Genomic DNA, 21,264 nt, shown 5'->3' with positions numbered 1-21,264 from the left:
CTCCGGGCGTTTGATTCGCTCTGAAATCCGCCCCGAGGTCGGGCGCGTTAACCGTAGGCGACAAACCGAATGGTCGCTACATTTAGTGGGCATCCGAAGCTATGCACTGAATTGCATAGTACGTGGCGTAGCAGTTATCCTGTCGGCATGGCCCTCGAACACGCGCTGCTGGTGTCGCTGACCGAACGCGCCAGCTCGGGGTACGACCTCGCCCAGCGCTTCGACAAGTCCATCGGCTTCTTCTGGAACGCTACCCACCAGCAGATCTATCGCGTGCTCAAGCGCATGGACGAGCAGGGCTGGGTGATCGCGGAGACGGTCCCACAGGAGGGCCGCCCCGACAAGAAGGTCTACACCGTGTCCGAGGCCGGGCTGGACGAATTGATCCGCTGGATCAGCGAGCCCATCGAACTCGAACCCATGCGCAACGAGATGGGCGTGAAGCTGCGCGCGGCCTCGCTGGTCGACCCGGCCATCCTCGTGGCCGAGGTGAAGCGCCACCGCGACAAGCACGAGCACCGCCTCGACCTGTACCGCGCCTTCGAAAAGCAGGACTACCCCGCCCCGGATCAGCTCTCCGGCAAGAAACTGCACCTGTATCTCGTCCTGCGCGGTGGCATCCGCGTCGAGGAAGGGATCATCGACTGGTGCGACGAAGTACTCGACGCCCTGGCACGCGACACAGCCCGGTCGCAGGCGTCCGAACCGAAAGGCACTCAGCGATGAGCGCGTACCCGCACCTGTTCGAACCCCTGGACCTGGGATTCACCACGCTGCGCAACCGCGTGGTCATGGGTTCCATGCACACCGGCCTCGAAGATCGTGCCTGGCACATCAACCGGCTGGCCGCCTACTTCGCCGAACGCGCCAAAGGCGGTGTGGGCCTGATCATCACGGGCGGCTACGCCCCCAACCGCACCGGCTGGCTGCTGCCCTTCGGCGCGAAGCTGACCAACAAGACCGAGGCGTATCGGCATCGGACCATCACCAAGGCCGTGCACGCCGAGGGCGGCAAGATCGCGCTGCAGATCCTGCACGCGGGCCGCTATTCCTATATGCCGACCAGTGTTTCGGCCTCCGCCATCAAGGCCCCGATCAACCCGTTCAAGCCGCGCGCGCTGTCGGGCAAGGGCGTCGAGGAGACCATCGACGATTACGCGCGCTGCGCGTCGCTGGCCAAGTTCGCCGGGTACGACGGCGTCGAAATCATGGGTGGTGAAGGCTATTTCATCAACCAGTTCCTGGCCGAGCGCACCAACAAGCGCAAGGACAAGTGGGGCGGCTCGGCCGAGAACCGTCGCCGCATCGCCGGTGAGATCGTGCGCCGGGTGCGCAAGGCGGTAGGCCCCGACTTCATCATCGTCTTCCGGTTGTCCATGGCCGATTTCGTGGAGAAGGGTCAGACCTGGGACGAAATCGCCGCCGTCGCAAAGGATGTGGAGGCCGCCGGGGCCACCATCATCAATACCGACATCGGCTGGCACGAGGCCCGGGTGCCCACCATCGTCACCTCGGTGCCGCGGGCCGCGTTCGTGGAGTGGACTGCCAAGGTCAAGGACATCGTCGATATTCCGGTGTGTGCGTCCAACCGCATCAATATGCCGGAGACCGCCGAGGAGATCCTCACCCGCGACGACGCCGACCTGGTGTCGCTGGCCCGGCCGCTGCTCGCCGACCCGGAGTGGGCACGCAAGGCGCAGGACGCGCGCGCGGACGAGATCAATACCTGCATCGCCTGCAACCAGGCCTGCCTGGACCACGCCTTCCAGGCCAAAACCGTGTCCTGCCTGCTGAATCCGCGCGCCGGACACGAAACCGACCTGCAGCTGCTTCCCACCCGTCGCACGCGGAAGTTCGCGGTCGTGGGCGCGGGACCGGCCGGGCTCTCCGCAGCGGTCAGCCTGGCCCAGCGCGGGCATCACGTGGACCTCTACGAGGCCGACGACAAGATCGGCGGACAGTTCGACATCGCGCGCCGCATCCCGGGCAAGGAAGAGTTCAGCGAGACCATCCGCTACTACACTCGGCAGATCGAAATCACCGGCGTGCGTTTGCATCTGCAGACCAAGGCCACCGCGGAGCAGCTCATCGCGGGCGGCTACGACGAGATCATCCTGGCCACCGGCGTGAAGCCGCGCATCCCGAACATCCCCGGCATCGATCACCCGAAGGTGCTCACCTACGCGGAGCTGGTGCGCGAAGGCAAGCCGGTCGGCAAGAAGGTCGCGGTCATCGGTGCGGGCGGCATCGGCTTCGATGTCAGCGAATTCCTCACCGTCGAAGGACATCCCAGCCTCAAGCTCGACGAGTGGAAAGAAGAGTGGGGCGTCTCCGACGATCCGAACGTGCCCGGCTTCCTCACCACCCCGAACCCCTCCCCCGCCGCGCGCGATGTCGTCCTGCTGCAGCGCAAGTCGTCCAGCTTCGGCAAGGACCTGGGCAAGACCTCCGGCTGGGTGCACCGGGCCGCGGTCAAGGCCAAGGGCGTCGAGCAGATCGGCGGCGTCAACTACGAGCGCATCGACGACCGCGGCCTGCACATCAGCTTCGGCGAGAAGCGGCAGCGGCCGCGGATCATCGAGTGCGACAACGTGATCCTGTGCGCCGGCCAGGAATCCGTGCGCGACCTGCAGGAGCCGCTGCAGAACGCGGGCGTGAAGGTGCACCTGATCGGCGGTGCGGATCTGGCCGCCGAACTCGATGCCAAGCGTGCCATCAACCAGGGCACCCGCCTGGCGGCGGCGCTCTAATGCCGAACCTCACCCGCCTGGGCCTGCCCGGAGACGAGCAGGCCTGGGCGGCACTGGGTTTCACCATCCGCGACGGCCACATCCGCATCGGACAGGTCGACTGCACCCTGGGCGAGGCCGCCTGGGGCTTCGACGAAACCCACTCCGCGCCCGCCGCACTCGGTGTCCCCTACCTCGATACCCCGGCGGCCGAGGTCGATTGGCCGCCGGTGCACTCGAACGGCGTCACCTCCGTCGACCATGTCGTCTACTGGGCGCCGGACCTGGACGAGGCGGTCACCAATCTGACTGCCGTCCTGGGCATTCCGCCCCGCCGCCGGTTCTTCCCGCGCGGCCCCAAGGGACCGGAGATGGCCTTCTACCGGGTAGGCGAGCCGTTCATCGAGGCGGTCACCTCCGGTATGCCACCCGCCCTGGTCGGCGTCGCCTTCCTGACCCCCGACCTGGACGCCACGGTCGCCGCCGTCCGTGCCGCGGGCGGCCCCATCGGCGACCCCCGACCGGCCGTGCAGGGCGGCCGCATCGCCAGCGTCTGGCACGGTCACCTGACCTGGGGCATCGCCTTCATGGAAGCCAAATCCGCCGGGCTCGGCTGACACCCGTACCAGCCGAAGGCCCCGCCGATCACCGGTGGGGCCTTCGGCATTTCGGCAGCGCGACCGGGCCGGACTCTTCCACCTGGAACCGAAATGACCTATACGGCAACCGATTCAACTGGTCAGTAGTGTCGTACCGCTCTGCCATGATCGCGGAGCATTCGATTCACCTAATTCTCTCTGGGGGAGAACTTCTCTATGTCCCTGTCTCGTAAGGCCGCTTCGGGCCTGATCGCCTCCGCCTCCGCCGCACTGATGGTTGCCGGCATGGGCACCGCGCACGCGGATAGCGGCGACCTCTACGGCGCGATCGCTGTCGCCGACCTTGGCGACAGCTGGGCCGGCGCCACCTCCTTCGATGCGCCCGACCAGGCCACCGCCGACAACGTCGCACTCAGCCACTGCGGTTACACCAACTGCACGATCGAGGTGCGCTGGTCGAACGGCTGCGCCGCCGTCTCCTCGCGCACCGGCGACGGTCCGCTGTGGTGGGCGCTCGGCAGCACCCAGGCCCAGGCCGAGGCCGCCGCGCTCGCCGCGGCCGGCCCCGACCCGAACCCGCTGATGGTCAGCCTGGGCAGTGCCGAACCGAGCCGCGCCCACATCGTCGACTCGGTGTGCACCCGCAACGCGGGCTGATAGTTCCCGACGGGCGTGGGCAGAGGCACCGTCAGCCTGCCCGCCCCCAGCGCCGGATTCTTCCGCCTGCCATGGCATTTGTTTCATCGATCCTGGGGGAGAAATTCTCTATGTCTCTGTCTCTTAAGGCCGCCGCCGGTGTGGTCGCCTCCGCCGCGACCGCGCTGATGACCGCCGGAATGGGCTCGGCCCATGCCAGCTACTACGACTACTACGGGTCCTTCGCGGTCGGCGACCTCGGCGACCAGTGGGTGGTCGGGTACGCCCTCAACGCGGAGGACCAGGCGCGCGCCGACCAGGGCGCCATGGAGCAGTGTGGCGACGCCACCTGCTACGTCGCGATCCGCTGGGCCAACGGCTGTGCGGCCATCGTCGACCGCGACGGCCGTCTGTACACCGGCCGTGGCAACAATATCGGCGCGGCCGAGCACGCGGCCCTGGCCGCCTCCGGATCCGACCCGAACCCGCTGTTCGTCTCGCTGGGCAGCGCCGAACCCTCCACGGCCACCGTCCTCATCTCGAAGTGCACCGCCTGACCTGGAAGTGCACGGCAGGTAGGCTCCGTGGTCGTGAGCCTGCCTGCACCCACTGCTGACAATCGTGCCGTCGTCACCGGATCCTCCTCCGGCATCGGTGTCGCCCTCGCCGAAGAGCTTGCCTCCCGGGGCTACTCGCTGATCCTCGTCGCCCGGCGCGGCGACCTGCTGGCCGAGTTGGCGCAGCGGCTGACCGAGCGGTACGGCATCATCGCCGAGGTGCGCGCGGTGGATCTGTCCAACCGCGAGCAGCGCGCCCCGCTGGCCGAGGAGCTGGCGTCGCGCGATATCGCGATCCTGTGCAACAACGCCGGTGTCGCCACCTTCGGTCCGCTGGCCAAGCTGGATCTCGGCTACGAGCGCGACATCATGGAGCTCAATGCCGTTGCGGTGCACGACCTTACGCTGGCCGTGCTGCCGGGCATGCTGGAGCGGCGCGCGGGCGGCATCCTGATCACCGGGTCCGCCGCGGGCAATATGCCGATTCCGCACAACACCACCTATTCGGCGAGCAAGGCGTTCGTCAACACCTTCTCCGAGTCGCTGCGCGGGGAGCTCAAGGGCACCGGCGTGCACGTCACGCTGCTGGCCCCCGGCCCGGTGCGCACCGACAATCCGGATCAGGAAGAAATGGGCAGCAAGATCCCGGAGTTCATCTGGGTCACAGCCGCGCACACCGCCAAGATCACCATCGACGCACTCGCCCGCAACAAGATGCGGGTGGTTCCGGGCCTGATCAGCAAGGGTATGAGCCTGGCCGGACAGTTCGGGCCGCGTTCGCTCACCTCCGTGGTGGCGGGGGCCGCCTACAAGAAACTGGGCGAGTGACCGCCTTCAAGGTCAACAAGCCGTAAGGATCGACCCACACCGCGTCAAGGCCGCGTAGCCGGAGGTTCACCGGCTACCGGTACGGGCGTACTCCTGAGGTGACCCCGCAGAAAGGAAAGCGGGGACGCCCACAGGAGAAGCCTTGACGCTGCTCGAGATCTTTCCGTCGCTGCGTGACGGGGGCATGATGCCCCGCCTCGATCCGGCCATCTGGCCCGCGGACACCCACTACGACGGCGAGGGACGCATCACGATCGGCGGGGTCGCCCTGTCCGATATCGCCGATCGATTCGGCACCCCCACCTACGTTCTCGACGAGGGCGAGGTGCGCGGCCGCTGCCAGGCCTACCGCAAGCGCTTCCCCGACGCCGAGATCATCTACGCGGGCAAGGCGCTGCTCACCCGGGCGGTCGCCGAATGGATCACCGACGAGGGCCTCTCGCTGGACGTGTGCTCGGCCGGGGAACTGGCGGTGGCACTCTCGTCCTGGACCGATCCGGCGCGAATCGTCCTGCACGGCAATGGAAAACCCTTCGCCGAGCTGGAGACCGCCATCAACTGCGGGGTCGGGCGCATCGTCGTCGACTCGCTGACCGAGATCACCTTGCTGTCCGCGCTGGCCAGTCGGCCGCAGCGGGTGCTGCTGCGCGTCACCCCGGATATCGACATCCCGGGGCACCCGGCCGTCCGCACCGGCGTCACCGATCAGAAGTTCGGCTTCCCCATCGGCGGCCAGGCCGTGCTGGAGGCGGTGGATCGCATTGTGCGGCAACCGAATCTGGAATTCGCCGGGCTGCACTGCCATATCGGCTCGCAGATCTACGACACCTTCCCCTACGGCGAGGCGGTGCGCCGGATGATCGCCGAAATGGCGCGCATCCGTGACGAATTCGGCGTCACCCTGACCGAATTGGATCTCGGTGGCGGGCACGCGGTCGCCTACCGCAGCGGCGACGCGGAGATGAATCTGGCCGAACTGTCCGACATCATCGAGGACTCGCTCGACGCCGCCTGTGCACGGCACGGATTCCCGCGGCCCCATATCTCTTTGGAGCCCGGCCGGGCGATCGTCGCCCGCGCGGGCGTCACCCTCTACCGGGTGCTGTCGGTCAAGCACGTCGAGAACGGGCACACCTACGTGACGGTCGACGGCGGCATGAGCGACAACCCGCGCGTCGCGCTCTACGGCGCGCACTACGAGGCCGTCGTCGTCAACCGCCACCCCACCGGGCCGCACATGACCGCCACCATCGCGGGCCGCTACTGCGAGGCGGGCGACATCCTCGCCCGCGACGTCCGGCTGCCCGCGGACCTGCGCCCCGGCGAGGTCCTCGCCATGCCCTGCACCGGGGCCTACCACCACAGCCTCGCGTCCTCCTACAACGGCGTGGGCCGTCCGCCCATCGTCGCCGTCCGCGACGGGGACTGCCGTGAGTTGATCCGCCGCGAGACGATCGACGACCTCATGTGCCGCGATATCGGGCACTAGCGCTCAGCGTTTACGCGTCCCGAAGATGCTGCGGCTGATCTCGCGACCGGCCACGGTGGCGGCGGAGCGGAGAAGATTCTTGAACGCCGGGTTGTTCACGATCTTCTCCGCCATGGACTCCGGCTCGGGAGCAGGCTTGGACGAGCGGGAGGACTTGGCGGGCGCCTCCTCCGCCTGCTGCTGTGCGGCCGCCGCCAGCTTCTCGGTCAGGATCTCGTAGGCCGACTCGGCGTCGACGGTGGTGCCGTACTTGCCGTACAGCGTGGACTGCTGTGCACGGGAACGGATTCCGGCGTCACCGATGGTGTCCATGAGCGAGCGCGGCGGCTGCATGCGCGCCCATGCCACCGGGGTGGGCGCGCCCTTCTCCGACAGCACCGTCACCACCGCCTCACCGATACCCAGTGAGGTGAGCGCCTTTTCGAGGTCGTAGGTGGCGGTCTTGGGGTAGGTGCGGACCGTCTTCGAGAGCGCCGCCTGGTCTTCGGGCGTGAACGCGCGCAGGGCGTGCTGCACCCGCGCGCCGAGCTGCGACAGCACGGAATTCGGGATGTCGGTGGGCAACTGGGTGCAGAAGAACACGCCGACACCCTTGGAGCGGATCAGCTTGACCGTCTGCTCGACCTGGTTCAGGAACGCCTTGGACGCCCCGTTGAACAGCAGATGCGCCTCGTCGAAGATGAACACCAGCTTCGGCTTGTCCATATCGCCGACCTCGGGCAGCGTCTGGAACAGGTCGGCCAGCACCCACATCAGGAAGGTCGAGAACATCTGCGGGCGCGCGGCCTGCGCACCCAGTTCGAACAGGGTGATGACGCCCATGCCGCCCGCGGTGCGCATGAGGTCGGCCGGATCGAGCTCGGGCTCACCGAAGAAGGTGTCGCCGCCGTCGGCCTCCAGATTCACCAGGGCACGCAGGATCACGCCCGCGGTCGTCGCGGAGACGCCGCCGATGCCCTTGAGATCCTCTTTGCCCTCCGGACTCGTGAGGTACTGGATCACGGCGCGCAGATCCTTCAGATCCAGCAGGGCCAGACCGTTCTGATCCGACCAGTGGAAGATCAGGCCGAGCGTCGACTCTTGAGTTTCGTTGAGCCCCAAGGCCTTACTGAGCAGGATCGGGCCGAACGAGGTGATGGTGGCGCGGATCGGGACACCGATGCCCTCGGTGCCCAGGGAGACGAATTCGCAAGGGAAGCCCTGCGGTTTCCAGTCCGGGTCGCCGGTCTCCTGGGCACGCGCCAGCAACTTGTCGTTGGTCTGACCCGGCTGCGCCAAACCCGACAGGTCACCCTTGACGTCGGCCACCACCACCGGCACACCCGCCGCCGAGAGCTGTTCGGCGATGCCCTGCACGGTCTTGGTCTTACCGGTACCGGTGGCGCCCGCGATCAACCCGTGCCGGTTCATGGTCTTCATCGGAATCCGTACGCGCGCATCGGGATGCACGGTGCCGCCGGTGATGACGGTGCCCAATTCGAGCGCCAGGCCCTCCATGGCGTAGCCGGCCGCGATCTCCTGCGCGGCCACCGCATCCTTGTCCTGCGCCGTCGAATCGGCTTTCGCGGCAGTGCTTTTCGCAGGGGCGGCAGCATCCTTCGCAGTATCGGCCGCCCGATCGGCGGCTTCCTGATCGGCCGCCTCTTTCTCCGCGGCCTCCGCCGCCGCGACCGCTTCCGCCGCGATCCGCGCCGCCTCCTCCGCTGCCTTCCGTGCCGCCGCTGCCTTCTCCTGCGGGGTGGTCATCGCGCATTCCTCCTGCGAACTATTGCTCCGGGAAAACTGCCCAACCAAACATGCCGACCGCTCGTTACGTGTGGATCCGATGTGAACGATACTGCCGGAGAGTAGATTTATCGAAGATTGCCCGACGGGGGGCGCGACACATGGGTCCTCGGAACACCGCCGACATACTCCTGACCAACGACGACGGCTATTCCTCCATCGGCTTCTACCCAGTGCTCCACGAACTCTCACGCCACTACACGGTGTGCGCGGTCGCTCCGAAAACACAGCAGAGTCTGGTCGGGAAATCCATCACCGCGCACAATCACCTCTCGGTCGAAGAGCGGTTACTGGAAGACCTTCCCATTCTCACGGTGAGCGGAACACCCGCCGACTGCGTCCAACTCGGCCTCTATCACCTGCTCGAACGCAAGCCCGCGATGGTCGTGTCCGGCATCAACCTGGGCGTCAATCTCGGGCACGGCTACATCCTCAGTTCGGGAACCATCGGGGCCGCCATGGAAGCGGCCATCGACGGAGTGCGCGCGGTCGCGGTGTCGATGCATATTCCGCCGGACCCCGAACCACGCATCGACCTGTTCGATCGAAACAATTTCCCGCTGTACGAAACTGCCGCCGCGATCACCGCGAAACTGGTGGACATCCTGCTGAATACCGAGCTCTGCAATGGATTCGACCTGCTGTCGGTCAACATTCCCTTCGACGCGACACTCGACACGGAATTCGAGGTGACCACTCCGTACCGGGCCTCGTACGGCCGATTGTTCGACCGGGCCGACGGCACATTTCGAATCAGCCTCCCACCGGCCCGATTCGAAAGCACCGTGCCGGGCACCGACGCGCACGCCGTGGCGGCGGGCCGCATCTCCATCACTCCGCTCAGTCTCGAGTTGCTGGTGCCGCAGGACACCCTGCGCACCCTCGATCGGCAATTGCGAAACCATTGGTAGCCCAGGCTCGAACACCCGCACCGAACGGCTACGCTGACCCCGGTGAGCGACAAATACGTGGTGTGGATGGACTGCGAGATGACCGGCCTACAGCTGGACAGCGACAAGCTGATCGAGGTGGCCGCGCTCGTCACCGACAGCGACCTCAATATTCTCGGCGAGGGCGTGGACATCGTGATCCACGCCGACGACGCCGCGCTGGCCGCCATGCCGCCGGTGGTGACCGAGATGCACGCTCGATCCGGACTCACCGAAGAGGTCCGACGCTCCGTGGTGACGCTCGAGGAAGCCGAACAGCAGATCCTCGACTACATCAAGCAGTACGTGCCCACCCCGCGCACCGTCCCGCTGGCCGGCAACTCCATCGCCACCGACCGCGGCTTCATCGCCCGCGACATGCCGATCCTGGACGCGCACCTGCACTACCGCATGATCGACGTCAGCTCCATCAAGGAACTGGCCCGCCGCTGGTACCCCCGCATCTACTTCGGCCAGCCGGAGAAGGGCCTCGCCCACCGCGCCCTGGCCGACATCCAGGAATCCATCCGCGAACTCCAGTACTACCGCCGCACCGCCTTCGTCGCGCCCCCCGGCCCCTCCACCGCCGAAATCGCCGCCGTGGCCGCCGAACTCTCCACCCCCGCAGCAACCCCGCCCCGCACCAACTAAACCCCACCTGAACAGCCGATTAGGTACTCCTCGCGCCGACACGTTAATATCTACCGCGCCGGAAAGTTACGGCAATGGTGGCTGTAGTTCAGCTGGTAGAGCACCAGGTTGTGATCCTGGGTGTCGCGGGTTCGAGTCCCGTCAGCCACCCCGACGAGAGGCCCCGATCCATTCGGATCGGGGCCTCTTCGCATTTCTCACTCGCCTATCAGGGCTCGACGCGCACTATCGTTTCGACCTTTCCGATGCCCTTGTCGAAGGAAGCGATGCTTGATCCGGGGGCGGCTTCTGACAGAGCCACGAGATAGGCGTCGGCGAATGAAAGCCGATAGTGCTCATGGACATCGATCGTCCGGATGAGCAGAGCCGGATCGTCGGTCACGATGTTGCGCGAACTGACCAGCACGCGGGCCAAGGCGGCCACCTGAGGTCTGGCGACCTGATAGACGCTCTGCAGCACGTAGACCGTCTCGGCCAGGATCATGTCCGGCAGCTGCAGCGAATCCGATTGCGCCAGAAAGGCGGTCGCGCGTCTGCCCATCTCGGGCGGATCCTGGGTGAGATGGCGGATGAGGATGTTGGTGTCCAGGAAGACCGTCACGCCTCACCTTCTCGCCATTGCGATGCCCAGGCGGCGTCGCGGATCTCCTCCCAGGACCGTCCGCGAACCTGCGGCGGGACCGGAACACTGCCGGCCAGCTCGAGCAGGTCGGGAGTCCGGGCGAGCACCACGACCTGCCCCTCGACCCGAAACAGCACGTTGTCGCCGACGTGCAGTTCGAGCGCATCCCGAATCGCCTTGGGCACCGTTAGCTGGCCCTTCGACGTCAACCGAGCAACCGCGTCCATGATTCTCCTTACTTTGTCCCTGAAGTAAGGATAGCGGCGGTGGGTGGTTACGGGGCTTGGACGATGGTTAGTTGGGAGCGTTTGCGGAGGGTGAATCCCAAAGTCTCGTAGAGGCTTATCGCGGTGGTGTTGTGGGCTACCGCGTGGAGGAAGGGGGTGTTGCCGCGGTCGCGGATGGTTGCGCCTACCGCGCGGATGAGGCGGGAGGCGAGGCCGCGGCCTCGGAAGTCGGGGTGGGTGCAGACTGCGCTGATTTCGGTCCAGCCTTGGGGGCGGAGGCGTTCGCCTGCCATGGCGATCAGGTTGCCGTTGGAGCGCAGGCCGAGGTAGGTGCCCATTTCGATGGTGCGGACCGCGAACGGGCCGGGTTCGGTGCGGGCGATCAGGTCGAGGATCTCGGGCACGTCGGCGGCGGTCAGGACCTCGAGGTCCGGGTCGTGGGCGACGCGGAGCGCCGAACCGTCCATTTGCACGGATTCGATCGTGTCGAGCGTCGTCCAGCCCTGCGGTGCCACATGGCCGTGGCCGCGCAGGGCGGTCACGCCGCCCGGGCCGAGCAGGGCGGCCAGGTCGGCCCAGTCCTGTTGGTCCAGTACCGGCGGGTGGCCGAAGAACCGGGCGACCTCGGGGTCGTATCGCCCGATCCGTCCCTCCCAGCTGGCGAACCGGTGGTGGGCACCGCGCAGCGATGACCGCACCGGGTCATCGAGCGGGTGCAGTGAGATTTCGACATCGATGGCCGACTCCGTGGTCAAGGCGCACTCCTCCGCATCAGGTCTCCGACCCTAGAACGTTAGCGGGGCGTACTAGTGCCCGAACCGGTTGCGCTCATCCGGATTTCGATGCCGTGAACACTCACACCTCAGGCGAACTTGCCCGGATTCGCCGACACCGCACGGCGCAGGGTGGGGCGGTTCGCGCGGTAGGCGTCGACGACCGACTCCAGTTCGTGGGGGCTTGCCCCGTGCATGATGACCGAGTGGCAGCCCAGGTCGTATTCGCGGGAGATCTTCTTCACGCACTGCTCGGGGGTGCCGTAAGCGGCGGGCGCGAGCCACTCGTCGGGGAGGAGGGCGTCGAGCTGCTGCAGGGTCTCGAAGGAGGCCGAGGCGTCGATGGGTCCGGCCGCCGCGGCGGCCTGGTATAGCTCCGTCGCGCGGATGCGTTCCCACACCTGCGGGTCCCAGCCGTTGGTGGTGATCAGGATATCGGCGTACGCCTGCAGGTAGGTGATCAGACGGCCGGTGCGGCGGCGCAGCTGATCCTCCTCGGAGAGGGCGTCGCTCGCGGTCGCCAGGCACGACCAGATGCGCACACTGTCCGGGTCCTTGCCCGCGCGTTCCGCGCCACGACGCACGGCCGCAACAGAATTCGCCGTGGCCTCGTCGGAGAAGAAGGTGTGCAGGACGACGAAGTCGCCGATCGCGCCCGCGAACTCCATGGTCTTGGGGCCCACGGCGACGAAGCCGATCGGCGGCGCGTCGTCCAGCCCGTTCTGGTGGTACAGGACCGGCCATTTACCCGCGGGCCCTTCGTGATTCACGATGGTCTCCCCCGCCCACAGCCGACGCAGGATGCCCACGAAATCCCGCAGTTGCGCCTCGGTGACGGCGGGCAGGCCGATCGCCTTCCAGTTGGCCGCCATGCCACGCCCGAAGGCCATGGCGTACCGGCCTTCGGTCATGGCCTGCATGGTGGAACCGATGGTGGCCGTCACCATCGGGTGGCGGGTGTGGTGATTCGTTGCGGCCGCCGCGATTCCGAGATCGGTCGTGCATCCGGCGAGACCTCCGGACAGCACCGCCGAGTCCTTCACGGTCATGCGCTCGCCGATCATGCACGAGCCCAGGCCGAGCCGCTCCGCGTCCCGGGCTTCCGGGAGCAGCACTCGCGCATCGGCGGGGTGGCGGGTGATGCAGTAGTAGGCCAGTTCGTTCAGTTGTTCGATCACGAGAGTTGTACTTTCCCAAAGGGTATGCGGATGAGGAGGGTCGGATCGGTTGTCAGGCACCGAGTTCGGTGAGCAGCTCTTCGACGAGGACCCGGTGATGCAGCAGCAGTTCGATGTCCGCGGGCCGTTCCATCTCACCGAAGTGGATCTGCCGGCCGCCCGCGCGTAGGAAGACGACGCAGTAGTTGAGGGCGGCGTACATCGTGGACCAGGTGAGGTCGCCGAGCTGCACACCGGAATACTCGGCGTAGGCGGCCCGGACCTCGTCCTCGCGCATGAACTCCGGCATCCCGGGCAGGCCGAAGTTGGTGGCGATGGCGTGGAAGACGCGATGCCCGAACACGATCCAGGCCACATCCAGCTCGCGGGGGCCGATCGTCGCCATCTCCCAGTCCAGCACCGCCACCGGCGTGAAATCCCGGTACATCACGTTGCCGAGCCGTGCGTCACCCCACGACAGCACGGTCTCATACGAGCCGGGCTCCGGCAGATTGGCGTCGAGCCAGGCCAGGATTCGCTCCACCAGCGGTGAGCGGCCGGTGTCACGCACCGAGTACTCGTACCAGGCTCGGGCGCGGTTGAGGTTGCGCTCGAGCAGGGTTTCCCCGGGGTGCTTCGGGTCCAGGAACGCGAAAGTGGTTGCCGCGTCGGGGATCGCGTGCAGTGCGGCCAGGGTCCGGATAGTGCTGTCCTGCACGCGACGCTGCTGCTCGACGTCGGCGTCGAAGAGCCAGTTGCTGCCGAAGGTGTAGGGCATGACGTCCGGCGGCACCAACCCGTCGATGCGGTCCATCAGCAGGAACGGGGTACCGAGCACCTCGCCGGTCGGCTCCAGGAACCGCACCCGTGGCACGCGGACGTCACTCGTCTCGGCCACGATGCGCATGACTTCGAACTGGTCGGGCAGGTTGTAGTGCTCGTAGACGGGAAAGTCGCCGGGCGCCGGGACCACACGCGCGATCAGCTCGGCGACCTGCGTTGCTCCGGCCGCACGCCAGGTCAGGGTCAAGGTCAAAGTCTCCGCCGACATGCCGTTGCTGTCGATGCCGGACCCCAGGGCGAGTTCCGGGTCGGCGCCCTCGGGAAGCTGTCCGGCCAGCCATTCGGTGAGGCGCGGGATCAGGGCGGCGGTGTCGCGGCTGCTGCGTTGCAGACGCATGCCCTGGTCATCGGGAGACGGAGACATGGATCACTCCTGACTGATCGCGAAAAGCTGGGGGTAACAGTGGACCCCCTCTCCGCAATTGTCAACGAGGGTTCTCAAAGAATGTGGATCACTCCAGGTAGACCGCTATCGCGTCGACGAGACACGCTCGCGCGCCGGTCAATTCGGCGGGCGAGGACAGCCGCCGCTCGTTATTGATGCCGCGCATGGCCATCGGGATGAGCCGCTGCACGCCACGCAGCTTGTCCGCGTCGAGCGACAGGTCCGCCAGGAAGTATTCGAAGGCCCGCAGCCAGGCGTCCTCGTACCCGGCCAGGGCCGCGGCGGTCAGCGGGAAGACCTCGGACCGCTCCGCCTGGCCGGTGGGCAGGCCCCCACGCAGGGTTTCGACCGCCCGCCCCTCGGGTGTGTCCAGGATGGTCCACATCGCATCGACCATCTCCCACACCCGATCCCGGATCGAGCCCGCGACCCGCGGCCAGACCTCGGGGCTGTTGCCCCCGCTGCGATCGGTCAACTCGACCAGCACCGCCGCCCACAGGCCGTCGATATCACCGAACTGATGCTTGAGCGTGCCCCAGCTGACCCCGGCCTCCCGCGCCACCCGATTCGCCGACAACGGTTCCCCGGCCCCCTCGGCCAGACACCCGATGGCCACGTCCAGCAGCCGCTGCCGGGTCTCGCGCCCCCGCCGGTTGAGGCGAGTCCCGGCCGCGGACTGCACTACTGAACTCGCCTCTGTCATCCTGCGACGATAGCGCCGCGCCCACCCCGAGACCGACGCCGCCGCAAGTCGTACACCGGCCCCATCGGCACACGACCTGAGGATGACGTGGCTCGGAACCTGCGGGCGATGCCGGGCAGCGGTCCGGAGGCCGAGGATCGACAGGGAGAACGTCAAGCGAGAGGACATGTTGTGAGCGTCGACGACATCAGCGCAACCACGGCTTCGAATGCCGACACCATGCTGGTCAGCACCATGAACGATCTGCCCGGCTACGAGGTGGTCGAGGTGCTCGGGGACGTCTTCGGGCTGACCGTGCGCAGCCGCCACCTCGGCTCGCAGATCGGCGCGGGCATCAAGTCGATGTTCGGCGGCGAGCTCAAGGGCATGACGAAGATGCTGTTCGACAGCCGGATCGAGGCCCAACAGCGAATGATCGAACTCGCCCGCGAGAAGGGTGCCGACGCGATCCTCGCAATGCGCTTCGACGCCAACGACTTCGGCGACAGCGGCCAGGAGATCTGCGCGTACGGCACGGCGGTCAGGATCCGGCGACTGTAGTCGCGCCGGTGTCCGCTCCCGCGGTCGAGCGGGAGCGGGGCGGCATCGCGGTCAGGCGCAGGGCTGGGTGCCCGCGGCGGCGATCGGCATCCACATTTCGCCGGCGCTGCCGGGCTGAATCACTGCGTCGCTGAGGAAGCCGGGCTGGGCTCCGGTGTCGTACTGGCTGTTCAAGTGGTGCAGCCCTGCCGTCGTCGGGGTCCATTTGAAGGTGACGCTGCTGCCGTTGATGGCGGTGTTGCCGGTGCTCGTGCCGTTGTCGGACATCCACGCGTTGCGGGCTACGGAGCCGGCGCTGAGGCTGGACAGCATGGCCGAACCGGAGGAGGCCGCCAGCGAGGCCGGGATGGTCGAAATAGTCACGGTGAGTGCGCATCCCACCTCGGGAGTGCCGTGGACGGTCGTGCAGACCGAGGCGGCGGTGTCGCCACACGCCTTGGGATCGGCGCTGCCGTTGCCGCCGACCTCGACGGTGGCATTACCGAGATCGGTGTAGGGCGGGAGATTCGGGTTGCTGTTGCCGAAGCCGATGCCCAGGAGGTGGGTGCCCGGGGTCAGCGGGGTCCACTGGATGGTCTCGGTGGAGGTCGTTCCGTTGCAGGGCTTGCCCGCGATGCTCGAGGTGATGGTTCCGGCGGCTCGCACGGTCACGCCGCCGGAGGTGTCCGACATCCCCGGGAGATAGCAGCCGGACACCGGGACGACGATCGTGTAGGTCTGTCCGACCTGAAAGTTACTGCCCTGCACGGTCATTCCCGTGCCCGCGATATCGGCATGGGCGGCCGTCCCGGCGCTGAGCGCGGTCAGAACGGAGGCTGCGGCGGTGATACCGGCCGCGGCGTAGGTACGGGCAGATGTCCGGGTACGCATACGGGTCATTCTCGATTCGACAGGGATGTGAAGGGTTCACATTTCAGTTTGCGAATAGCACTGTTCACCGATCGCGATCCCGTTGCATGCCCCCGCTTTTGGGGGCAAGCAAATAGGACAGCAATCCGATGGGAGACAGGAAGATCGTGACGAACAGGATGGGCGAGACGAGCCAGGGAGAGATCCGGCGCGCCCGGCTGTCGAGGTAGATCCAGCGGCCGATGAACAGGTCGAAGCCGATGAGGTGGGCCCAGATCGCGGCGGCTCCCCAGTCAGCACCGAGGATGTCGCGCAGGGCGTGGAGGTTGGGGTGGACCATGACCGAGAAGAACTGGGGGAAGTGCGGGAGCATGATCGCCAGGTAGATCAGCAGCGGTGGTACGGCGATCAGGGGTGAGGCGACCAGGCGGCGGGTCCAGGGGTGGGCGGGGGCGAGGATCATGGCGGCCCAGAAGGGGGCTGCCAGCCAGAAGACCAGGCCGAACAGGGTGGGGATCATCGGCGGACCGCCCAGGTCGAGGCACCGGCGGTGGCGATCGCGAGGACGCCGAGCGAGGCGAGGGTGAGCGCCTGGGGATGGATGATCGACTCGCCGCGGAGCGCTTGCCACGTCACCACGGCCATCAGAGCGGCGTAGGCGGCTGCGGCGACCGTGACGAGTCGCGCTCGACCGCCGACGTCACGTAGGGCCGGCAGGCGACTCGCGAGCAGCTCCAGCGCGATCACGATCAGCGGAATCACCTGCAGCGCATGGAGTCCCACGAAATGCGGGATCCGCAGATCACCGCCGACGGTGCTCCAGCCCAGCAGCGGCAGTCCGGGTCCGCCGTCCGGCAGGCCGACGGTGTGCGCGCCCGCGATGAGACGCGGTCGGCCGCTCTGCTTTTGCGTCGGCAGCACCATGAGGAACCCGAGCGCCATCCCGACCAGCGACAGGACGGTGCCGTAACGAATCCCCAAGGCGCGGGCGCGATCCGGCCCCGGATTGCGCCACAGCACCAGCCCGATCGCGGCGGTGGCTAGCCAGACGCCGATGATCGAGATCCCCATCGAGTACCAGAGGGTGCTGTTGAACGGGCTGCTCACATTGAAGTGGCTGGTGGTTCCCCGCGTCACCTGGATCACGATGATCACCATCTCGACGCCCAGCAGCGCGGCGGCGATGGACCCCGCCCAGCGCGCCACCCGCCCACCCCTGGGTAGCTGCGGAATGAGCCACGACCACGTGACCGCGTAAATCAGTACGGAGAGAGCGAATTTCGCGGGTTTGTCCCAGGCGGGTAAGCCGGTGATGACCCGGTGGTCGAACACCATGCCGCCCACCGACCAGACCACCAGCACCGCCATGGTCGCCGCCAGCCAGAGCAACGGCCGATGCCACGACGTTCGAACGGGAGCAGGAATGACAGTCGCATAAGTCATATCGGATAGCGTAACTATCGATAGTACGACTGTCCATATGGCTTATTTGTTCGGGACCGGGCAGTTGGCGACCTGAACCTGCTGCAGGTGCAGGGTCGCCTTGGCCAGGGCCGGGCCCTCGGCCGTCACCGTGGTGGTGCCCGCGGCGATCGCGCGATACGTCGCGCTCATGGTGTCGATGTCGGCGACAGCGTCGGCGGGTGCGGTCGCCTTCAACGCGTCGTACTGGTCGGCGGTCTTGCTGTACTCGGCCGGGGTGATCGTCGACTTCGAGGCGATCTCGCGGGTGGACTTGGCCAGGTCGCGCATGCCGGAACAGAAGTCGGTGGCCTGCGCGGCAGGACTCGCGGGGGCGGTCGCGGCGGAGCTCGGGGCGGCGGTGTCCTTGCTGTCGCTCGAGCAGCCGGCGAGCGCGGCGCAGGTCAGGCCGGTCAGCGCGAGGGCGGCCGATACGCGTCGAATCATGCGGGTTCTCCTGGTTTGACTGGGTACCGGCCGCGTTTCGCGGGGTACGGGCGGCGCTGCCCGGTTGCTATCGTCGGCTCAGTAGATCAACGCGAAGCCTGTCGTCGATCAACAGCGGATCAACGGCCTCGGACTGGAGTGTGCGCGGTGACGGATGCGGAACTGCGGTTCACGATCCTGGGGCGAATGGCGGTCCGGCGCGGCGACATCGAGATCACCATGGCACGCCCGCGCACCCAGGCGGTGCTGGCTGCCCTGTTGCTGGCCGACGGGCGGGCACTGGCCGCGGGCCGTCTGATCGATGCCGTGTGGGGTGACGATCCGCCGGAGCGGGTGCTCGGATCGCTGCGCTCGCATATCGCATTGCTGCGCAAGGAACTCGAGCCCGAGCGGCCCCCGCGCACTCCCCCGAGCGTCATCGTCTCGGTCGGCGACGGCTACGAATTGCGGGCCGGGCGCGACGCGGTCGACGGCTGGCAAGCCGAATCCCTCGCGGCGGCGGCCGAGAATGCCCGGCGGGCAGGAGAATTCGACCGGGCACAGGAACTGGTGGACCGCGCGCTGGCACTGTGGCGCGGCGAACCGCTGGCCGGTGTGCCCGGCCCCTTCGCCGAGGCCCAGCGTCGCCGCTTCACCGAATTGCGGGTCGGGTTGCGGGAATCGCGCCTCGCGCTGGACGTGGAACTGGGCCGGGGACATCAGGCCATCGGTGAGCTGACCGCGTTGAGCGCCGAGTTCCCGCTGCGCGAACGCCCGCGCGGACTGCTGATGACGGCCCTGGCGCGCACCGGCCGCCGCGCGGACGCGCTCGCGGTCTATCACGAGATCCGCCGCGCCCTGGTCGAGGAACTCGGCATCGAACCCGGCCCCGAATTGGCCGAACTGCATCGCCGCATCCTGAACGACGAACTGCCCGTGGCGATCACCACCGGCCATGACGAGCGGGCGCCCCTCGGCGAGACAGCCGCCGGTCCGTCCGCTGCCCTCCCGACCGATATCAGCGACTTCACCGGCCGCGAAGCGCTACTGGCCCACCTGGATTCACGCCTGACGCCCTCGCCGACCGCCCCGACCGTCGTGGTGATCACCGGCATGGGCGGCATCGGCAAGACGACGGTGGCCGTGCACCTGGCGCACCGGCTCGCCGTCCGCTACCCCGGCGGCCGCCTCTACGTCGATCTCGACGGTGTCGGTGAACATCCCGCGGAACCGGATGCCGTGCTCGGCGTGCTGCTGCGGGCTCTCGACGTCGGCGAGGGCGCGATTCCGCCGGGCGGAGCCGAACGTTCGGCCCTGCTGCAACGCCTGCTGGCGGATCGAAAAGTGTTGCTGGTGCTCGACAATGCCGGTGACGCCGCGCAGCTGGCCCCGCTGTTGCCGACCGCCGCGGGCAGCAGCGCCTTGATCACCAGTCGCTCGACCCTGGCCGAACTGCCCGGCGCGCAACTGGTTCCGGTCGATGTGCTCGACACCGGTCAGGCGCTCACCCTGCTGGCCCGCATCATCGGCGAGCCCCGGGTCGCGGCGGAAGACGAAGCGGCCCAACAAATTGTGCAGGCCTGCGGCCTGCTGCCACTGGCCGTGCGGATCATTGCCGCCCGGTTGGCGGCTCGCCCGCACTGGTCGCTGGCCTCGGTCGCCGCCCGGCTCGCCGACGAGAGCACTCGCTTGAGCCAGTTGCGGCTGGGCGCGGCGGCGGTGGAGTCGACCTTCCGTTTCAGTTACCGCCAGCTCGACGGTGAAACCGCCCGTGCCTTCCGACTTCTGGCGGTACCCGCGGCCGGTGACCTGTCGGCGGTGGCCGCCGCAGCCGTCCTCGAGCGCACCGAGACCGACGCCGAGCAGCTCTGCGAGACCCTCGTTGATCTGGGCATGCTGCAATCGCCGCAGCCGGGCCGCTACCGCTATCACGATCTGCTGCGGCTGTTCGCGATCGAGGAGGACGAGCCCGAAGCCGAGCTCGCACCCGCACGCCTGCTGGATTTCCTGCTGGCGACGGCCAAGAACCTGCTGCGCATCCAGTGCCCGGGCTTCCGGGTCGACCATTTGGCCGCGACCACCCATTCCGGCACCGTGATCCCGGATGTCGCCCGGGGCGCGAGTTGGCTAGGGCTCGAACAGCCCACCATCACCGCCGTGATCCGGCAGATCGCCACCGACTACCCGGCGCACGCGGCCGCCGCCATCGATCTCACCTTGGCGCTGGCCGCACTCCTCGACGCCAGCGAGTACTCCCCGCACCGGGCGCAATCGCTGCGCCTGCTGATCGAGGTGACGCGCCGCAGCGGCGATCAGGCCGCGGAGGTCGCGGCCCGATCGGTACTGGGACTGCTGCTGGTCATGGATCTCGACGAGCGCGAGGAGGCCCGCCGCGTGCTTGCCGACCGCACGATCGCCGCCACCACCGACCCCTTCATCCTCGGCACCGTCGCCTACGACTTCGGCATCGCCGAATTCCTCGACGGCCGACTCGATACTGCCGCAACACATCTCGACACCTCCATCGACCTGTACCGGGCCGCGGCCGACACCTCCCTGGAGGGCATGGCCGTGGCCAGCCTCGCCCTGTGCCACGGCGAAGCCGGGCACTGGGACAAATGCTCGACGGCCGCCGAGCGAGCGCTGACCCTCGTCCGCGCACACGGCGACCCCGGGCTGTGGGGCGGCAGCTCCGCGTCCCGAAGCACCCCGCCCGCCTGGAGTGGTTCCTCGCCGAAGGGTGGCGCCGGGCTCTCGAGTAGTGCTGCGGAATTCGAGTCGATCGCGCTGGGCGAGCTCAGCCGGGTGGCGCTCGAACGGGACGACGATGCGGAGCGGGCCATCGAGTTGGCGCGGCAGGCGGTGGAGGCGGCCCGGGCCCGCGGCCGCCACCGCCACGAGGGCTGGGCGCTACTGCGCCTGGCGGAGGCGGGCCTGCGCGCCGACCGCCTCGATCTCGCCGAGTCGGCCGCCGACACCGCCGTCCGCATCCTCACCGACCATGCCGGGCCCGCCCATCGTGCCCAGGCGATGCTGGTGCACGACCGGGTGATGGCGGCCGTGCCGCCGCGATAA

General features: G+C 67.7%; 22 protein-coding genes and 1 tRNA gene. 12 read left to right on the top strand and 11 right to left on the bottom strand.

Going from position 1 to position 21,264, the window contains the following annotated elements:
• Positions 1-147 precede the first annotated feature (147 nt).
• The 7 genes from ACYVN4_RS28770 (at position 148) to lysA (ending at position 6,838) form a co-directional block, all read left to right on the top strand.
• A complete protein-coding gene (locus ACYVN4_RS28770; RefSeq protein ID WP_460725144.1) occupies positions 148-726 on the top strand; it encodes a PadR family transcriptional regulator in 579 nt (192 codons plus the stop codon).
• Entirely contained in the window at positions 723-2,750 is a 2,028-nt protein-coding gene (locus ACYVN4_RS28765; protein ID WP_460725143.1) for an oxidoreductase, read from the top strand. Before ACYVN4_RS28770 ends, ACYVN4_RS28765 begins: the two co-directional genes overlap by 4 nt.
• Positions 2,750-3,346, top strand: a complete 597-nt coding sequence (locus ACYVN4_RS28760) for a VOC family protein (RefSeq protein ID WP_460725142.1) — start codon at positions 2,750-2,752, stop codon at positions 3,344-3,346. The genes ACYVN4_RS28765 and ACYVN4_RS28760 overlap by 1 nt, the downstream gene beginning before the upstream one ends.
• 198 nt (positions 3,347-3,544) lie before the next feature.
• Positions 3,545-3,985 carry a DUF4189 domain-containing protein gene (locus ACYVN4_RS28755; protein ID WP_460725141.1) on the top strand — a complete coding sequence of 147 codons (441 nt, stop codon included), beginning with the start codon at positions 3,545-3,547 and terminating at the stop codon, positions 3,983-3,985.
• Between the two features lie 110 nt (positions 3,986-4,095).
• The gene (locus ACYVN4_RS28750; protein WP_460725140.1) at positions 4,096-4,521 is read left to right on the top strand and encodes a DUF4189 domain-containing protein; all 426 of its coding nucleotides are present in this window, start codon (positions 4,096-4,098) and stop codon (positions 4,519-4,521) included.
• A 33-nt stretch (positions 4,522-4,554) separates the two neighbouring features.
• Positions 4,555-5,349, top strand: a complete 795-nt coding sequence (cmrA, locus tag ACYVN4_RS28745; protein ID WP_460725139.1) for a mycolate reductase — start codon at positions 4,555-4,557, stop codon at positions 5,347-5,349.
• 142 nt (positions 5,350-5,491) lie between these two features.
• Entirely contained in the window at positions 5,492-6,838 is a 1,347-nt protein-coding gene (lysA, locus tag ACYVN4_RS28740) for a diaminopimelate decarboxylase (RefSeq protein ID WP_460725138.1), read from the top strand.
• Between the two features lie 3 nt (positions 6,839-6,841).
• Here the strand turns inward: lysA and ACYVN4_RS28735 are convergent, their stop codons facing one another.
• Positions 6,842-8,584, bottom strand: a complete 1,743-nt coding sequence (locus tag ACYVN4_RS28735; RefSeq protein WP_460725137.1) for a helicase HerA-like domain-containing protein — start codon at positions 8,582-8,584, stop codon at positions 6,842-6,844.
• A gap of 140 nt (positions 8,585-8,724) precedes the next feature.
• Between ACYVN4_RS28735 and surE the strand changes: the two genes are divergently transcribed.
• The 3 genes from surE (at position 8,725) to ACYVN4_RS28720 (ending at position 10,353) form a co-directional block, all read left to right on the top strand.
• Positions 8,725-9,534, top strand: coding sequence for a 5'/3'-nucleotidase SurE (surE, locus tag ACYVN4_RS28730; RefSeq protein WP_460725136.1), 810 nt, complete (start codon positions 8,725-8,727; stop codon positions 9,532-9,534).
• A 42-nt stretch (positions 9,535-9,576) separates the two neighbouring features.
• Complete coding sequence (orn, locus tag ACYVN4_RS28725; protein ID WP_460725135.1) at positions 9,577-10,203, top strand: oligoribonuclease; 627 nt, start codon at positions 9,577-9,579, stop codon at positions 10,201-10,203.
• 77 nt (positions 10,204-10,280) lie between these two features.
• A tRNA-His gene (locus ACYVN4_RS28720) sits at positions 10,281-10,353 on the top strand.
• A 58-nt stretch (positions 10,354-10,411) separates the two neighbouring features.
• Here ACYVN4_RS28720 and ACYVN4_RS28715 read toward each other — a convergent pair.
• From ACYVN4_RS28715 to ACYVN4_RS28690, 6 genes are all read right to left on the bottom strand, one after another.
• A complete protein-coding gene (locus tag ACYVN4_RS28715) occupies positions 10,412-10,804 on the bottom strand; it encodes a PIN domain-containing protein (protein ID WP_460725134.1) in 393 nt (130 codons plus the stop codon).
• A complete protein-coding gene (locus ACYVN4_RS28710) occupies positions 10,801-11,052 on the bottom strand; it encodes an AbrB/MazE/SpoVT family DNA-binding domain-containing protein (RefSeq protein WP_460725133.1) in 252 nt (83 codons plus the stop codon). Before ACYVN4_RS28710 ends, ACYVN4_RS28715 begins: the two co-directional genes overlap by 4 nt.
• Before the next feature lie 47 nt (positions 11,053-11,099).
• Positions 11,100-11,807 carry a GNAT family N-acetyltransferase gene (locus ACYVN4_RS28705; RefSeq protein WP_460725132.1) on the bottom strand — a complete coding sequence of 236 codons (708 nt, stop codon included), beginning with the start codon at positions 11,805-11,807 and terminating at the stop codon, positions 11,100-11,102.
• 107 nt (positions 11,808-11,914) lie between these two features.
• Complete coding sequence (locus ACYVN4_RS28700) at positions 11,915-13,000, bottom strand: TIGR03857 family LLM class F420-dependent oxidoreductase (RefSeq protein WP_460726711.1); 1,086 nt, start codon at positions 12,998-13,000, stop codon at positions 11,915-11,917.
• A 55-nt stretch (positions 13,001-13,055) separates the two neighbouring features.
• Complete coding sequence (locus tag ACYVN4_RS28695; protein WP_460725131.1) at positions 13,056-14,189, bottom strand: phosphotransferase family protein; 1,134 nt, start codon at positions 14,187-14,189, stop codon at positions 13,056-13,058.
• An 88-nt stretch (positions 14,190-14,277) separates the two neighbouring features.
• Positions 14,278-14,913 (bottom strand): TetR/AcrR family transcriptional regulator, encoded by a 636-nt coding sequence (locus ACYVN4_RS28690; protein WP_460725130.1) that lies wholly within the window; start codon positions 14,911-14,913, stop codon positions 14,278-14,280.
• Positions 14,914-15,132: 219 nt separating this feature from the next.
• On the opposite strand from ACYVN4_RS28690, the gene ACYVN4_RS28685 reads away from it, so the two are divergent.
• Entirely contained in the window at positions 15,133-15,453 is a 321-nt protein-coding gene (locus tag ACYVN4_RS28685; RefSeq protein WP_460726709.1) for a YbjQ family protein, read from the top strand.
• Positions 15,454-15,504: 51 nt separating this feature from the next.
• On the opposite strand, the gene ACYVN4_RS28680 is transcribed toward ACYVN4_RS28685, so the two are convergent.
• The 4 genes from ACYVN4_RS28680 to ACYVN4_RS28665 all read right to left on the bottom strand — a co-directional run bounded on the left by ACYVN4_RS28680 (position 15,505) and on the right by ACYVN4_RS28665 (position 18,210).
• A complete protein-coding gene (locus ACYVN4_RS28680; protein WP_460725129.1) occupies positions 15,505-16,323 on the bottom strand; it encodes a hypothetical protein in 819 nt (272 codons plus the stop codon).
• Between the two features lie 64 nt (positions 16,324-16,387).
• On the bottom strand, positions 16,388-16,822 hold the full coding sequence (locus tag ACYVN4_RS28675; RefSeq protein ID WP_460725128.1) for an ABA4-like family protein: 435 nt from the start codon (positions 16,820-16,822) through the stop codon (positions 16,388-16,390).
• Positions 16,819-17,745 (bottom strand): hypothetical protein, encoded by a 927-nt coding sequence (locus ACYVN4_RS28670; protein ID WP_460725127.1) that lies wholly within the window; start codon positions 17,743-17,745, stop codon positions 16,819-16,821. The genes ACYVN4_RS28675 and ACYVN4_RS28670 overlap by 4 nt, the downstream gene beginning before the upstream one ends.
• A 42-nt stretch (positions 17,746-17,787) precedes the next feature.
• Positions 17,788-18,210: a hypothetical protein gene (locus tag ACYVN4_RS28665; RefSeq protein ID WP_460725126.1), complete on the bottom strand. Its 423-nt coding sequence runs from the start codon at positions 18,208-18,210 to the stop codon at positions 17,788-17,790.
• 147 nt (positions 18,211-18,357) lie between these two features.
• Here ACYVN4_RS28665 and ACYVN4_RS28660 point away from each other — a divergent pair, with 147 nt between their 5' ends.
• On the top strand, positions 18,358-21,264 hold the full coding sequence (locus ACYVN4_RS28660) for an AfsR/SARP family transcriptional regulator (RefSeq protein ID WP_460725125.1): 2,907 nt from the start codon (positions 18,358-18,360) through the stop codon (positions 21,262-21,264).

The sequence above is a fragment of the Nocardia heshunensis genome (genome assembly GCF_054782115.1).
The sequence above is the reverse complement of the archived record's forward strand: the minus strand, read 5'-3'. Positions and strand labels throughout refer to the sequence as shown.

Coding starts and splice junctions, on each gene's coding strand:
- ACYVN4_RS28710 (WP_460725133.1), bottom strand. CDS start 11,052: ATGGACGCGGTTGCTCGGTTGACGTCGAAGGGCCAGCTAACGGTGCCC.
- ACYVN4_RS28765 (WP_460725143.1), top strand. CDS start 723: ATGAGCGCGTACCCGCACCTGTTCGAACCCCTGGACCTGGGATTCACC.
- ACYVN4_RS28675 (WP_460725128.1), bottom strand. CDS start 16,822: ATGATCCCCACCCTGTTCGGCCTGGTCTTCTGGCTGGCAGCCCCCTTC.
- ACYVN4_RS28750 (WP_460725140.1), top strand. CDS start 4,096: ATGTCTCTGTCTCTTAAGGCCGCCGCCGGTGTGGTCGCCTCCGCCGCG.
- ACYVN4_RS28735 (WP_460725137.1), bottom strand. CDS start 8,584: ATGACCACCCCGCAGGAGAAGGCAGCGGCGGCACGGAAGGCAGCGGAG.
- ACYVN4_RS28695 (WP_460725131.1), bottom strand. CDS start 14,189: ATGTCTCCGTCTCCCGATGACCAGGGCATGCGTCTGCAACGCAGCAGC.
- ACYVN4_RS28770 (WP_460725144.1), top strand. CDS start 148: ATGGCCCTCGAACACGCGCTGCTGGTGTCGCTGACCGAACGCGCCAGC.
- ACYVN4_RS28680 (WP_460725129.1), bottom strand. CDS start 16,323: ATGCGTACCCGGACATCTGCCCGTACCTACGCCGCGGCCGGTATCACC.
- ACYVN4_RS28685 (WP_460726709.1), top strand. CDS start 15,133: ATGCTGGTCAGCACCATGAACGATCTGCCCGGCTACGAGGTGGTCGAG.
- ACYVN4_RS28755 (WP_460725141.1), top strand. CDS start 3,545: ATGTCCCTGTCTCGTAAGGCCGCTTCGGGCCTGATCGCCTCCGCCTCC.
- ACYVN4_RS28665 (WP_460725126.1), bottom strand. CDS start 18,210: ATGATTCGACGCGTATCGGCCGCCCTCGCGCTGACCGGCCTGACCTGC.
- surE (WP_460725136.1), top strand. CDS start 8,725: ATGGGTCCTCGGAACACCGCCGACATACTCCTGACCAACGACGACGGC.
- ACYVN4_RS28670 (WP_460725127.1), bottom strand. CDS start 17,745: ATGACTTATGCGACTGTCATTCCTGCTCCCGTTCGAACGTCGTGGCAT.
- ACYVN4_RS28690 (WP_460725130.1), bottom strand. CDS start 14,913: ATGACAGAGGCGAGTTCAGTAGTGCAGTCCGCGGCCGGGACTCGCCTC.
- ACYVN4_RS28760 (WP_460725142.1), top strand. CDS start 2,750: ATGCCGAACCTCACCCGCCTGGGCCTGCCCGGAGACGAGCAGGCCTGG.